The organism is Actinomycetospora aeridis, assembly GCF_037400275.1.
In the GTDB taxonomy this organism is placed as follows: Bacteria; Actinomycetota; Actinomycetes; order Mycobacteriales; family Pseudonocardiaceae; genus Actinomycetospora; species Actinomycetospora aeridis.
In genome coordinates, this window is the sequence record NZ_JBBEGL010000002.1 from 50,209 (window position 1) to 64,236 (window position 14,028).

General features: G+C 75.1%; 12 protein-coding genes and 1 pseudogene. All 13 read right to left on the reverse strand.

The window, feature by feature from the left end; all coding sequences use genetic code 11:
* Positions 1 to 121 precede the first annotated feature (121 nt).
* Positions 122 to 496: pseudogene (gene panD / locus WCD41_RS05485) on the reverse strand (aspartate 1-decarboxylase); the annotation flags it as partial.
* Between the two features lies 1 nt (position 497).
* Positions 498 to 1,397 carry a pantoate--beta-alanine ligase gene (panC, locus tag WCD41_RS05490; RefSeq protein ID WP_337713323.1) on the reverse strand — a complete coding sequence of 300 codons (900 nt, stop codon included), beginning with the start codon at positions 1,395 to 1,397 and terminating at the stop codon, positions 498 to 500.
* Positions 1,398 to 1,411: 14 nt separating this feature from the next.
* On the reverse strand, positions 1,412 to 2,326 hold the full coding sequence (locus WCD41_RS05495; RefSeq protein WP_337713324.1) for a Rossmann-like and DUF2520 domain-containing protein: 915 nt from the start codon (positions 2,324 to 2,326) through the stop codon (positions 1,412 to 1,414).
* 471 nt (positions 2,327 to 2,797) lie between these two features.
* The gene (locus tag WCD41_RS05500) at positions 2,798 to 3,937 is read right to left on the reverse strand and encodes a helix-turn-helix domain-containing protein (protein WP_337712392.1); all 1,140 of its coding nucleotides are present in this window, start codon (positions 3,935 to 3,937) and stop codon (positions 2,798 to 2,800) included.
* Positions 3,938 to 4,107: 170 nt separating this feature from the next.
* A complete protein-coding gene (locus tag WCD41_RS05505) occupies positions 4,108 to 5,352 on the reverse strand; it encodes a PrsW family intramembrane metalloprotease (protein ID WP_337712393.1) in 1,245 nt (414 codons plus the stop codon).
* A 146-nt stretch (positions 5,353 to 5,498) separates the two neighbouring features.
* Positions 5,499 to 6,380, reverse strand: coding sequence for a hypothetical protein (locus tag WCD41_RS05510; RefSeq protein ID WP_337712394.1), 882 nt, complete (start codon positions 6,378 to 6,380; stop codon positions 5,499 to 5,501).
* An 86-nt stretch (positions 6,381 to 6,466) separates the two neighbouring features.
* Complete coding sequence (locus WCD41_RS05515; protein WP_337712395.1) at positions 6,467 to 6,976, reverse strand: DUF3180 domain-containing protein; 510 nt, start codon at positions 6,974 to 6,976, stop codon at positions 6,467 to 6,469.
* Positions 6,973 to 7,482 (reverse strand): 2-amino-4-hydroxy-6-hydroxymethyldihydropteridine diphosphokinase, encoded by a 510-nt coding sequence (folK, locus tag WCD41_RS05520; RefSeq protein WP_337712396.1) that lies wholly within the window; start codon positions 7,480 to 7,482, stop codon positions 6,973 to 6,975. The genes WCD41_RS05515 and folK overlap by 4 nt, the downstream gene beginning before the upstream one ends.
* Positions 7,479 to 7,853: a dihydroneopterin aldolase gene (gene folB / locus WCD41_RS05525; protein WP_337712397.1), complete on the reverse strand. Its 375-nt coding sequence runs from the start codon at positions 7,851 to 7,853 to the stop codon at positions 7,479 to 7,481. Before folB ends, folK begins: the two co-directional genes overlap by 4 nt.
* Positions 7,850 to 8,668 (reverse strand): dihydropteroate synthase, encoded by an 819-nt coding sequence (gene folP / locus WCD41_RS05530; protein WP_337713325.1) that lies wholly within the window; start codon positions 8,666 to 8,668, stop codon positions 7,850 to 7,852. Before folP ends, folB begins: the two co-directional genes overlap by 4 nt.
* 79 nt (positions 8,669 to 8,747) lie before the next feature.
* Positions 8,748 to 9,332: a GTP cyclohydrolase I FolE gene (gene folE / locus WCD41_RS05535; protein ID WP_337713326.1), complete on the reverse strand. Its 585-nt coding sequence runs from the start codon at positions 9,330 to 9,332 to the stop codon at positions 8,748 to 8,750.
* Between the two features lie 151 nt (positions 9,333 to 9,483).
* Positions 9,484 to 12,105, reverse strand: coding sequence for an ATP-dependent zinc metalloprotease FtsH (gene ftsH, locus WCD41_RS05540; protein WP_337712398.1), 2,622 nt, complete (start codon positions 12,103 to 12,105; stop codon positions 9,484 to 9,486).
* A 164-nt stretch (positions 12,106 to 12,269) separates the two neighbouring features.
* Positions 12,270 to 13,844, reverse strand: coding sequence for a helicase HerA-like domain-containing protein (locus WCD41_RS05545; RefSeq protein ID WP_337712399.1), 1,575 nt, complete (start codon positions 13,842 to 13,844; stop codon positions 12,270 to 12,272).
* Between the last annotated feature and the right edge of the window lie 184 nt (positions 13,845 to 14,028).

The window sequence follows — 14,028 nt, forward strand, 5'->3', positions numbered from 1 at the left end:
GCTGGGGCTCGGTGTCCCAGCCGCCGCTGATGGTCGTGACGGCCGGGCCGGGGGCGCCGTGACGCCGGGCCGGGCGCGCCTCGGTGCCGGGCCGCAGCAGCGAGGTGGTGGGGGCGGCGTCCGGCACGTGGGTCGGGTCGGTGCCGCGGTCGAGCACGCGGTTGGCGTCGTCGACGAAGACCACGCGCGGCTGGTAGGTGCGCGCCTCGGCGTCGTCCATCACCCCGTAGGAGATGAGGATGACGAGGTCGCCGGGCGAGACGAGGTGCGCGGCCGCGCCGTTGATCCCGATGACGCCGGAGCCCGCGGGCCCGGTGATCACGTAGGTCTCGAGGCGGGCGCCGTTGGTGACGTCGACGATCGCGACCTGCTCGCCGGGCAGCAGATCCGCGGCCCGCATCAGGTCCTCGTCGACGGTCACCGACCCCACGTAGTGCAGGTTCGCGTCCGTCACCGTCGCGCGGTGGATCTTGGACTTCAGCATCGTGCGCTGCACGTCAGACTCTCCTCACGAGGGACACCGCGGCGTTGTCGATCAGGCGGGTGGTGCCGGCCCGGGCGGCGACGAGCAGTCGCGCGGGGCCGATGTCGGGGGTCGGGCCGAGGTCCTCGTCGCGCAGCTCGAGGTAGTCGACCTCGAGCGACGGCTCGGTGGCGAGGACCGCGCGGGCGGCGTCGAGGACGGCCTGCGCCCCCTGCTCGCCGGCGTGCTGGCCGGCCGAGAGCGCCGCGGACAGGGCGACGGCGGCGTGGCGGTGCTCGGCGGAGAGGTAGGCGTTGCGGCTCGAGAGCGCCATGCCGTCGGCCTCGCGCACGGTCGGGACGCCGACGACGTGGATGTCGATGTCGAGGTCGCGCGCCATGCGGCGGATCAGCGTGAGCTGCTGGTAGTCTTTCTCGCCGAAGAACGCGGCGTCGGCCACCGTGATCGCGAAGAGCTTGTTGACGACGGTGAGCATCCCGGCGAAGTGGCCGGGGCGGATCGCGCCCTCGAGGTCGCCGCCGAGCGGGCCCGGGTCGATCGACGTCGAGAAGCCGTGCGGGTACATGTCCTCGACCGACGGCGCGAAGACCAGCTCGACGCCCTCCTCGCGGCAGACCTCGAGGTCGGCCTCGAAGGCGCGCGGGTAGCGGTCGAAGTCCTCGTCCGGCCCGAACTGGCGCGGGTTCACGAAGATCGACACGACGGTCGTCGCGCCCGGGACACCGCGGGCGCGACGCATCAGCTCGCGGTGCCCGTCGTGCAGGGCACCCATGGTCGGCACCAGCGTCACGCGGCGCCCGGCGGTGCGCAGGGCGCGGGTGACGCGGCGCAGCGCGCTCGGGTCGCGGTGCACGGTGAGCTTGTCGGCGGAGTACTGCGGACGCGCGCGACCGACGAGGTCGTGCGTGCGCAGGCTGGACGGCTTGGTCACGAGCGGGGCCTCTCGAGGGCGGCCACCACGTCGTCCGCGGCGGCCGGGTCCATGAGTCCGCCGGCGCGGGCGCGCTCGGCGGTGCGCCGGGCCAGGGCCCGGTAGAGCGGGGCCGCGTCGGGGGCGCGGTCGTCGAGGTGGCGCAGGTGGGTGGCCACCGTGCCGGCGTCGCCGCGCACCACGGGGCCGGTCAGCGCGCGGTCGCCGTGGCGCAGCGCGTTGTCCAGGGCGGCCGAGAGCAGCGGGGCGAGCACACGCTCGGAGGGCTCGATGCCGGCGTTCGTCAGCAGGTCGGCGGCCTCGCGCACCAGCGTGACCAGGTGGTTCGCGCCGTGGGCGAGCGCCGCGTGGTAGAGGGGGCGGACCGACTCGGGGATGCGGACCGGCTCGGCGCCCATCTCGACGACCAGGGCCTCGCCGACCAGCCAGGCGGCGTCGGCGTCCTCGCCCGGCCCCTCCGGTCCGGTGACGCCGACGCAGGCACCGGTCAGGCGCGTGACGTCCTCGGCGCGCCCGGTGATCGTCATGGCCGGGTGCAGCGCGATCGGCAGCACCGCGTGCTCGGCGGCGGGGGCCAGCACGCCGACCCCGGCGGCACCGCAGGTGTGCACGACGATCTGCCCGGGCCGCAGGCACTCCGACGCGGCGAGCCCCCGCACCAGGCCGGGCAGGACGTCGTCGGGGACCGCCAGCAGCGCGAGGTCGGCGCGGCGCACGACCTCGTCGGGCGGGAGGATCTCGGCACCCGGCAGGAGCTCCTCGGCGCGGGCCCGCGAGGCGCGGGAGACCGCGGAGGCGGCGACGACCGTGTGCCCGGCGTTCGCGAGCGCAGCGCCCAGCACCGCGCCGACCCGGCCGGCGGAGACCACGCCGACCGCGAGCCGTGAGCCTTCGCGCGGGGTGGGTGGCAGGCCGCGACCGGCCTCCTCCCACCGCCCGGCGCCCTCGCCGTCGGTGCCCACGCGCCACCTCACTCGTTCGGCTCGTTCCCGTCCCGCTCGCGCGGGTACCGGACGATCACTGGTGCCCACGGTAGCCGTCCCCGCGTCCCGCGGCCGCCGCGGTGAGCGGGTTCACGCCCGGCTCTGGCCGCCGGTGATCGGGGTGTCGCGGGGCTCGAGGAGGTGCGAGCAATGCGGCTTTCCTGGCGTGTGACACCAGGATCGCCACACGCTCGCCGGCACGACACGCCGGGCACGGGAGCGAGGGCGCCAGCGGCTGCGTGGGTGGCAGCGAGGGCGCCCCTCGCGGCATGGAGCCAAGCCGGAGCAGCCCACGCGGGTGGTCACGAGCGCGTGGTGCACCCGGAACGCGCCGTGGACGTGTGTCAATACCCGGGACATGCCTGACAGGGCGTGCCGGGGAGATGCCTGACAGGTGGGTCATCGGCGGGGGTGGGGGTGGGTGGCGCCGATGGAGAAGGTCTCGATGCGGCTGGAGCCGTAGTAGACGTGCAGGCGTCCCTTGTCGCGCAGCAGCCCGACGGTCAGGCCGGCGAATCGGGCGTCGAGGTAGAGCTTGCGCCCGGCGTAGCCGATCCGCCCGCCGCGGTTGACCTCGCGCAGCAGCGCGCCGGCGGGCAGGTGGGCGTCGGCGGGTTCGACCTCGAGCACGGGCAGCACGGTGGGCGCGCCGGGCCGGTATCGCTGGGCGGGGAGGGCGCCGTCGAGGCCCTGGTGGGGCCGGTAGGTGTTGTAGTGCTCGGCGAACTCGGCGAACAGTGCGCGGGCCTGGGCCATCGTCGCTGGGGCCGGGCGGCGGGCCAGCCAGCCCCGCGCGGTCTGGTGCAGTCGTTCGATCTTGCCGCAGCAGCGGGGGTTGTAGGGCCTGGAGTGGGTCAGGCGGACCCCCGCGGCGGTGACCTGTCGTTCGAAGCTGACCGTGACCGCGCGCAGCCGCCCGGTGAAGCACAGCCCGTTGTCCGAGAGCAACCCGGCGGGCAGCCCGTGCCCGGCGACCGCGGTGCGCATCGCGGTCCAGGCCAGGCTGGAGGTCAGCGCCTGGCCGAGCTCGATCCCCACACAGAACCGGGAGTGGTCATCGATGATGTCGACCGCCCAGTACCCGTGCCCGTCGGCGAGGTGGTGCATCGCCCCGTCGATCTGCCAGAGCTCGTTGCCGTGCGCGTAGGTGAACCGCTGCCCCTCATCCCGCCCACCGGGCCCGGCGCCGCGGCGCCGCCGCAGCGCCCCGTCGCCGTGGCGGGCCAGCACCTGCTGCACCGTCGATGTCGCCGGCACCGGGGACATCCCGTCGAGGACCAGCCGGTCCCGGATCTTGCGTGGGCCCCAGCCCTGCTCCTTGCGCAGCTCCAGGATCCGGTCGGTGAGCATCTCGCCGACCAGACCCGGCGAGCGATGCGGGCGACGAGACCTCGGTGCCAGACCCTCGAGGCCCTCAGCGTCGTGGCGACGCTGCCAGTCGTAGAACGTCTCGCGGCTGATCCCGTGGCGGCGACACACCTCACTGACCGACCGGCCCGACCAGCCCGGCTCCATCAACACGGCCAGACGCTGCTCCACGACATCCATCACCCTCAGCGGCATCCACCAGCGCACCAGAAGTACCGGGCTGTCAGGCATCTCCCCGGCACGGCGTGTCAAGGATGTCGCCGGTCACGACACACCCGGAACGCGCCGTGGACGTGCATGCCGCGCTCCTGATCACCCGCTCGTGATCGTCGGGGCAGGGGTCAGGGCCCCGGCGGGCGGTGGGCGCCGCCCGGCGCGCCCGGTCCGTGCGGTGCGCCCGGCCACTGCTGCGGCGGCTGCCCGCCGGGGCCGGGGGCGGGGCCGGCGGGGCCCTGCACACCGGGCGCGTTGACGGCCGCGAGCCGGGTGCGCACGACGCTGTCGAGCAGCTCGGCGTGCCAGTCCGCCCGCGGGGGCAGCGCGCCGCGCTCGGCCCGGGCGCGCAGGAAGGCGAGCTCGGTGACGGCGTGCTGGTAGTCCTCGACGGCGCGGGCGGCGGGGGCGCCGGCGCGCCGGTGCACGGCGGTGCGCCAGCGGCGCCGCCCGGCGAGGCTCGAGAGCAGCGGCACCTCGCTCGGCGCGATCCACCCGGCGGCGGCGAACCCCGGCATCTGGCGCGCGAGGACGTCGGCTTCCCGGCGTCGTTGCCACACGACGAGCCCGATCATCCCGGCGAACAGCGGCAGCATGATCAGCACGTAGACGCCGAAGAAGCCCGCGCCGAGCTGGGTCGACGAGTTCCACAGCGCGTGCAGCACGACCGCGAGCACGTAGCCGCCGAGCACCGCCAGCGTGCCGACCACCCGCGACCGCGCCTGCGACGCGATCCCGACGCCGATCCCGATCATCGCCGTGAACAGCGGGTGGGCGAACGGGGAGAGCACCCCCCGCAGCACGAACGTCGCGAGCACCGCGGGCCCGACGGCGCCGTCGGCCTCGGCGAACGCGCGGCCGAAGTAGATGATGTTCTCGGTGAACGCGAACCCGGCCGCCGTGATCCCCGCGTAGACGACACCGTCGACGATCCCGTCGAACTCGCGGCGCCGGATCAGCAGCAGGCCGACCACGAACGCGCCCTTGACGAACTCCTCGACCAGCGGCGCCGAGATCACCGCGCCGACCACGTCGCCCTGGCCCCGCCCGAGGAGCAGCTCGGCGGCGATGATCGCGCTGGAGTTGATGACGACCGCGACCAGCGCCGACAGGCCGGCGCCCCACAGGAACGCCCCCAGCAGCAGGCGCGGGGGCTCGGGCTCGAAGCGGTCGATCCACAGGAACGCCGCCACCACCGGCGCGACCGGCAGCAGCGCGAGGACCACGCCGATGACGACGCCGACGGCGCCGATCTCGGAGCTCGCGAGCCCGACGGTGATGAGCGCGCAGATCCCCAGGAGGATCAGGCCGACGACCGGCCACACGAGCGTCCGGCGCTGCTGCGGCGCCAGGCGGACCGGAGGGGCGATCACCCTGCCGGAGGGTAACGACTCCTCCCCCACTCGGCCTCTCCCAGGGGGCCTCGGGGTGTCCGGGCGAGCCTGCGAACGCGGAGTTTGCGCGCATAGAAGCAGCGAACAGCGCGTTCGCTGCTACCGGGGGCCGACCACGAGCGGGCTCAGGGGTCGCGGCGGCGGCGGCCGACCGTGCCGCCCGAGGCCGCGTGGGCGGCGAGGAGCTCGGCGACCGTGCGGCCCGTGGTCGCCGACTCGGCCGGGGCGCGCCGGGAGCGGCGCTCGTCGGCCTCCTCCGCGACGGCCGGCGGCGCGGGCGGGGCCTGGTAGCCGGCGGAACGGACGTACTGGTCGACGAACGACGTCGCGGCCAGCACCGACGGGTCGGCCTGGGGCACATCGGGAGGCGGCAGCGGCGCCGGGTGCGCGGGGCGGACGGGCGCGGCCGCGGCCGGGCCGGGCACCCGCTGCGTGGGCGCCCCGGGCATCGACGGGCGACGCTGGGCGGGCGGCGGGACGGGCGGGAACCCCGGCTGCGGTCCGGATTCGCCGACGACCCGCAGGCGCGCGCCCTGCGGCGGGCCCGGGGCGACCGGCAGGCCGACCCCCTGCAGGGTCACCGCCTCCTCGCTGCGGGCGCGCTCGAGCTCCTCGCGCAGCGAGGCGGCGTCCTCGCGGGCGCGCTCGGCGCTCTGCTCGGCCTCCTCGCGGGCGGCGACCTCCTGGGCGAGCATCCGGTCGCGGTCGTCCTCGAGCGCCGCGATCCGCCCCTGGGCGTCCTCCTCCGCGGCGGCGAGCTCGTCCGCGGCCTCGCGGGCCTGCGCGGCCAGCTCCTGCTCGGTGCGGGACCGGCGGGCGAGCACCACGGCCGCGAGCAGCGACGCCCACAGCGCCGCGACCACGGCGAGCCGCAGCCAGCGGGCGTCGTCGGCGAAGACCACGGCCGCGCCGGCGAGCACGGCGAGCACGGCCGCGGTGACCATCAGCGCGGCGCGACGGCGGTCGGGGCCGGCGCCTGCGCGCAGCTCCCCGTCCGGGGTGCTCATCGCTGCAGGGTACCGAGCCCCGACCCGCGCCCCGTCCCCCCGCCGGGCACGCCACCCGGCCCCGACGGGTGACGCAGCACCGGCCGTCACGACCGTCGTCCCCAGCCCTCGCCCCGCGGGTCACCCCGCGACCCGTCCTGCGGGTCGTCACTCCGCGGGTCGTCGGGCGTGCGCAGGCTGTGCTCGAGCCAGAGTCCGGCCCCGACGAGCACCGCCGCCCCGACGACGCCGACCACCGCGCTCGCGGTGTCCGCGCCGGCCGCGTCGACCTGGTCGCGCAGCGGGAGCACGTAGGCCAGCACCCCCAGCCACGCGCCGCCCACCAGCGCGCCGCCCAGCGACGACGCCTTCGCGAGCGCCACGGCCCGGGCCGTCGCCAGCGCGTCGACCGGGCGCGCCCCGGGCCGGCGGCGGATCCGGGCGCGCAGGACCGCGGCGAGCACCAGCTCGGCGACCCCCAGCACGAGCGGCGTCAGCCCGGCGAGCAACGGCAGCGGCGGCAGCTCGCCGTACGCCGCCTGCAGCAGCACGTTGACCGCGAGGCCCGCCGCGACGGCGGCCACGACCAGCAGCGACGGGCTCGTACTCGTCCTCATGGGCCCGGCTCCAGCACCGCCTCGTCGCGGCGCACCCCGTCGCGCTCGTCGGCCGGCAGCGCGGTGAGCAGGTCGGCGACCCGCCCGTGACCGACGATCGTGGCGTTCGGGTCGACGGCGAGCCACGGCACCAGCACGAACGCCCGCTCGTGGGCGCGCGGGTGCGGGAGGGTCAGCTCGGGGTCGTCGTCGGTCGTGCCGTCCACGTCGAGCACGTCGACGTCGAGCGTCCGGGGGCCCCACCGCACGTCGCGCGTGCGCCCGGCGCGGCTCTCGGCGGCGCGGGCGCGGGCCAGCCAGTCGCGCGGGCGTGACGCCGGGTCGTCGACGACGACCACGGCGTTGAGGAAGTCGTCCTGCTCGACCCCGCCCCACGGCGCGGTGACGTACACCGGCGAGACCGCCACGACCCGCGCCCCGGCGGCGCGCAGCGTCGCGAGCGCCCCGCGCAGGTTCGCGGCACGGTCGCCGATGTTGGACCCGAGGGAGAGGACGGCCCGGCTCACGGGACGCCCCGCTCCCGGCGCAGCACCACCGCGACGTCGTCGAACGGCACCGTGATCGGCGCCTGCGGCTTGTGCAGCGTGACCTCGACGGCCGCGACCCGCTCGTCCTCGAGGACCCGGTCGGCCACCTCGCCGGCCACCGTCTCGATCAGCCGTCGCGGCGGTCCCCCGACGATCGCGGCCGCGCCCTCGGCGAGCGCGCCGTAGTCGACGGTGTCGACGAGGTCGTCGGAGGCGGCCGCGGCGGTGAGGTCGACCTCGAGGGCCAGGTCGAGCACGAAGTCCTGGCCGTCGCGGCGCTCGTGGTCGAACACCCCGTGGTGCCCGCGGACGCGCAGCCCGCTCAGCAGGATCCTCCCGGTCGGACTCACGGCTCGATCTCCGCCGGCGACGTCCCCCACGACCACGCCGCGGCGACGGCCACCGCGTCCAGCGACGGCCCGACCTCGTGCACCCGCACACCCCACGCGCCGCCGGCCGCCGCCAGCGCGGACACCGCCGCGGTGGCGATCTCGCGGCCGTCCGGCGGGCGGGGAGTGCCGTCGTCGTCGGCGAGCAGCGCGCCGAGGAACCGCTTGCGGGAGGCGCCGATCAGCACCGGGAAGCCGAGGCCCGTGAACACCGACAGCTTGCGCAGGAGCTGCCAGTTGTGGGCGGCGGTCTTGGCGAAGCCGAGCCCCGGGTCGAGGACCAGCAACGACGGGTCGACGCCCGCCAGCACCGCCCGGTCGACCTGCTCGACCATCTCGGCGCGGACCTCGCCGACCACGTCCTCGTAGGAGGCGAGCGCGGACATCCGGTTGCTCGGCCCGCGCCAGTGCATGATCACCCACGGCACGCCGGTCTCGGCGACCGCGCGGGCCATGTGCGGGTCGGCCAGACCCCCGGACACGTCGTTGATCATCGTGGCGCCCGCCTCGACCGCCGCGACCGCGACGGCCGCCCGCGTGGTGTCGACGCTGACCCGCACCCCGTCCGCAACGAGGTCACGGATCACCGGCACGACGCGCTCGGTCTCGGTCGCGGCGTCGATCCGCTCGGCCCCGGGGCGCGTGGACTCCCCGCCGACGTCGACGAGGTCGGCGCCGCGGCGGTGCAGCTCGATGCCGTGCCCGACGGCGTGGTCGCGGTCGAGCCAGCGCCCGCCGTCGGAGAACGAGTCGGGCGTCACGTTGAGCACGCCCATCACGACGCAGCGCCCCGGCTCCGGGAGGGCGTGCCCGCGGCGGGCCGGGTCGGGGGTGGCGTCGGACGGACCGCCCACGTCAGCCGCTCCGGATGAGGTTGAGGGCCTCCGCCCGGGTGCTGGCCGAGGTCTTGAAGATCCCGCGGACCGCGGACGTCGTGGTGCGCGCGCCGGGCTTGCGGACGCCGCGCGCCGACATGCACTGGTGCTCGGCGTCGATCACCACGAGCGCGCCCCTGGTGTCGAGCTTCTTGTCCAGCGCGTCGGCGACCTGGCTGGTCAGGCGCTCCTGGACCTGCGGGCGGCGGGCGTAGAGGTCGACGAGCCGGGCGAGCTTGCTCAGCCCGGTGACGTGCCCCTGCGGACCCGGGATGTAGGCGACGTGCGCCACCCCGTGGAAGGGCAGCAGGTGGTGCTCGCACATCGAGAACATCGGGATGTCCCGGACGAGCACGAGCTCCTCGTGGTCCTCGTCGAACACCCGCTCGAGGACCTGCGCCGGGTCGGCCCGGAGGCCGGCGAACAGCTCCTGGTACGAGCGCGCCACCCGTGCCGGGGTGTCGCGCAGGCCCTCGCGGTCCGGGTCCTCGCCGATGGCGAGGAGCAGCTCGCGCACGGCCGCCTCGGCGCGCGAGGCGTCGAATCCCGGCCACTCCGGCGCCACCTCGGTCCCGACCGGCCCGCCGTCGCCGTCGTCGGTGGGACGCGTCCTGGACTCGTCCAGCTCCTGACTGGTGGTCACGTCTCCCTCACGGTCTTCCTCGACCCGACCGGCCGCCCGTCAGGACGAACCGGCCCCCTGCGCCCTGGCCGTGTCAGCCGCGCGGGGTGTCCCGACCCTCCGGGCCCGAGGCCGTGCCGCCCTCGCCGCCGGTGGTGCCGTCGTGGCCCCAGCTCGGGGACCCCGAGTGCCGCCCGTCCGACCAGCCGTCCGACCAGCCCTCGCGGGTTCGGCCATCCGGGTCACCGTACGGGTTCGCGCCGGCTTCGCCAGGCGAGCGTGACGTGCCGTACGGGCCGGCCCCGCCGGTTCCTCCGGCACCGCCGTCGCCGTAGGGGCTCGAACTGCCGGAGCGACCGGCGCCGCCCGGGTTCCAGGTCGTGCCGTGCGGGACCGTCGCCGGGGTCCACCCGGGCGGGGCGCCGTAGTTCGGCGCGACCGAGGAGGGCTTGTCGCCGGCCTCGCCGCCGCGACGTCCGTTGGCGCCCGTGCGGTAGACGTCGGGGATGCCCGTCGCCGGCATGCCGGCCGGGGGCGTCGGGGACGACCCGCCGTCCGCGCCCGGCCGGGCGGTGCCGTAGCCGGTCTCGCGGCTCGTCTCGTAGCCCCCGTCGTGCCCGTTGCCCGCGGCGTGGGAGCCGGCGTAGCCGTTGGCCGGGGCGTGCCCGTTGCCGTTCCCGGTGCCGATGCCAGTGCCCGCGACCGAGCCGACCGCCGTGCGCTCGGTGCGCTCGGTGTCGGCGGCCTCGCCGGGCGGGGGCCACGGCTCGCCGCGCTCGGTGGCGAGCTCGCGCCGCGTCTTGATCGGGGGACGGTCGGACGGGACGCGCTCGCCGAAGTCGTTGAACGCGGTGATGCGCGGGCGCTTGGTGACCGACGCGAAGACCCGCTCGAGGTCGCGGCGCTGCAGCGTCTCGTGCTCGATCAGCTCGCCGGTGAGGGCGTCGAGCGCGTCGCGGTGGGTGTTGAGGATGTCCCACGCCTCGGTGTGCGCCGCCTCGATGAGCTTGCGCACCTCCTCGTCGATCTCATGGGCGACCTCGAGCGAGTAGTCGGCCTGCCGGCCCGCCGTGCGGCCGAGGAACGGCTCGCCCTGCTCCTGGCCGTACTTGACCGCGCCGAGCTTCGCGCTCATGCCGTACTCGGTGACCATCGCGCGGGCGATCTTGGTGGCCTGCTCGATGTCGGACGACGCGCCGGTGGTCGGCTCGTGGAAGACGAGCTCCTCGGCCGAGCGCCCGCCCATGGCGAACACCAGGCGCGCGATCATCTCGGAGCGCGTCATGAGCTCCTTGTCGTCCTCGGGGACGACGAGGGCGTGCCCGCCGGTGCGCCCGCGCGGCAGGATCGTGACCTTGTAGACCGGCTCGATGTCCGGCATCGCCCACGCGGCCAGCGCGTGGCCGGCCTCGTGGTAGGCCGCGACCTTCTTCTCCTGCTCGGAGATGATGCGGCTCTTGCGTGCCGGGCCGCCGATCACGCGGTCGACCGACTCCTCGAGCGCGGTGCCCGTGATCTGGGTCTGCCCGAGGCGCGCGGTGAGCAGCGCGGCCTCGTTGATGACGTTGGCGAGGTCGGCGCCGGAGAACCCGACGGTGCGCTTGGCCAGCCCGTCGAGGTCGGCGTCGGGCGCCAGCGGCTTGCCCGCGGAGTGCACCTGGAGGATCTGGCGCCGGCCCGCGAGGTCGGGCGCCGCCACCGGGATCTGGCGGTCGAACCGGCCGGGGCGCAGCAGCGCGGGGTCGAGGATGTCGGGCCGGTTGGTGGCCGCGATGAGGATGATGCCGCCACGGGAGTCGAACCCGTCCATCTCGACCAGCAGCTGGTTGAGCGTCTGCTCGCGCTCGTCGTGACCGCCGCCCATGCCGGCGCCGCGGTGGCGACCGACGGCGTCGATCTCGTCGACGAACACGATGCACGGGGAGTTCTGCTTGGCCTGCTCGAACAGGTCGCGCACGCGGGACGCGCCGACGCCGACGAACATCTCGACGAAGTCCGACCCGGAGATCGTGTAGAAGGGCACGCCCGCCTCGCCGGCGACGGCGCGCGCGAGCAGCGTCTTGCCGGTGCCGGGCGGGCCGTAGAGCAGGACGCCCTTGGGGATCTTCGCGCCGAGCTGCTGGTAGCGGGACGGGTTCTGCAGGAAGTCCTTGATCTCGTAGAGCTCCTCCACCGCCTCGTTCGCGCCCGCGACGTCGGCGAAGGTGGTCTTCGGCATGTCCTTGTTGAGCTGCTTGGCCTTGGACTTGCCGAAGGACAGGACGCGGTTGCCCCCGCCCTGGGAGTTCATCATCCAGAACAGCAGCAGGAGGACCAGGCCCAGCGGGATCAGGTAGATCAACATCTGGGTCAGGAACGAGTCCTGGGTGACCCGGGTGTCGAAGCCCGAGGGCGCGGGGTTGTCGCGGACCAGGGCGAACACCTGGTCGGTCGCGGCGGCCGGGTACTGCGCGTAGATCTGGTTGGTCGTCGTCGGCTGGGCGCCCTCGACGCCCGGCACCTGCACCGGGTTGGTGAGGGTCAGCCGGAGGCGCTGCTCCTTGTCCTCGATCGTGATCTCGGACGCGTTGCGCGCCTCCACCTGCTGCAGCGCGAGCGACGTCGGGGCCTCGGTGTAGCCGCGGGTGTCGCTGAGCAGCGACGAGATCCCGAGGTAGACCAGGAAGAACACCACGATCCAGATGAGTGGATTGCGGAGAAGGCGCTTGCGGTCCATGCGGTTGCGGCCTCCAGGCGGCCCTCGACCCTCCCCGGGTGGACCCTGCGGTCGGTGTCAGTCGTCTCGGCTCCGGGTCCGCGCACGCACGGACGTCCGTGGGGCCCTGATCTGCTCAATGTACCCCCCGGTCACGACACCGGTCCGGGCGCGACCGTGCCGGCTCAGCGCCGCCGGCGGGACGTCCCGAACAGGCCCCGGGTGATCTCGCGGCCGAGCTGGCTCGCGAACGAGCGCACGAACGACTTCACCGCCGGGTTGGCCATCGCCTTCTCGACCAGCCCGGGCTCGTCGTCCTCCGCCGGCGGCGGGGCCTGCGGCGGCGCGGGCTGCGGGGCCTGGTCGGCCGGGATCGGCTCGGCGGGGGCGGGCGCGCCGGTGGCCCCGGTCGCCGCGGAGAGCTTCTCGTAGGCCGACTCGCGGTCCAGGGGCGTGCCGTACTTCCCCCACAGCGGCGACGCCTTCGCGGCCTCGGTGACGGCCGGCTCGCCGATCGCGGCCATCAGGGAGCGCGGCGCGCGCACCCGCGTCCAGGCCACCGGCGTCGGGGCGCCGCGCTCGGAGAGCACGGTGACGATCGCCTCGCCGGTGCCGAGGGAGGTCAGCGAGGTCTCGATGTCGTAGACGGTGCTCTTCGGGTAGGTCCGCGCCGTGCGCGAGAGCGCCTTCTGGTCGTCGGGGGTGAAGGCGCGCAGCGCGTGCTGGACGCGGGCGCCGAGCTGCGAGAGCACGTCGTTGGGGATGTCGGTGGGCTGCTGGGTGCAGAAGAAGACGCCGACGCCCTTGGAGCGGATCAGCTTGACCGTCTGCTCGATCCGGTCGAGGAACGCCTTCGACGCGTCGGAGAACAGCAGGTGGGCCTCGTCGAAGAAGAAGACGAGCTTGGGCTTGTCGATGTCGCCGGCCTCGGGGAGGTCCTCGAAGAGCTCGGCGAGCAGCCACATGAGGAACGTCGAGTACAGCATCGGGTCGGCCTGCTGGTCAGCGAGCTCCAGCAGGGTGACGCGACCCTTGGCATCGGGGCCGTCGCCCTCGACGACGAGCAGGTCGGCGGGATCGAACTCGGGCTCCCCGAAGAACTTGTCCCCGCCCCGCGCCTCCAGGTTGACCAGGGCCCGCAGGATGACGCCCGCCGTCGACGTCGACACCCCGCCGATGCCCTTGAGCGCCTCCTTGCCCTCGTCGGAGAGGAGGTGCGTGATGACCGAGCGCAGGTCCTTGGTGTCGAGCAGCGCGAGGCCCTGCTGGTCGGCCCAGTGGAAGATCAGGCCGAGCGTCGATTCCTGGGTGTCGTTGAGCCCGAGCACCTTGGACAGCAGGATCGGGCCGAACCCTGTGATCGTCGCCCGCACCGGCACGCCGATCCCCTCGCCCAGCGAGAGGAACTGCACGGGGTAGGCGGTCGGCGTCCAGTCGTCGCCGGTGTCGGTGGCGCGCTGGGTGACGCGGTCGTTCTGCTCCCCGGCGCGGGCGAGACCGGACAGGTCGCCCTTGATGTCCGCGAGCAGCACCGGCACCCCGGCCCCCGAGCACTGCTCAGCGAGGTTCTGCAGCGTCTTCGTCTTGCCGGTGCCCGTCGCGCCCGCCACCAGGCCGTGCCTGTTCAACGTCGCGAACGGGATCCGGACCCGGGCGCCGGGGTCGACGGTGCCGTCGACGACGACCGTCCCCACCTCGAGGGCCGCGCCCTCGGTCGCGTATCCGGCGGCGATCTCTGCAGCAGCACCCTGGTCGGCCACGGGGGCAGGCTAGCGGTGACCGGTCGGGCGTGGGTGGATCAGCGTGGCGGCCACGCTGACGTCGGACGTCAGGAAATCCGCCGGCTCGGTGCGGTCGGCACGTCGCGGCCGCCGTGGGGTGGAGCGAGGGCGTCCCTCGCTGCGCTGGACGCACTCAGGGAGTCCCTCGCTCACCTCACCGGCG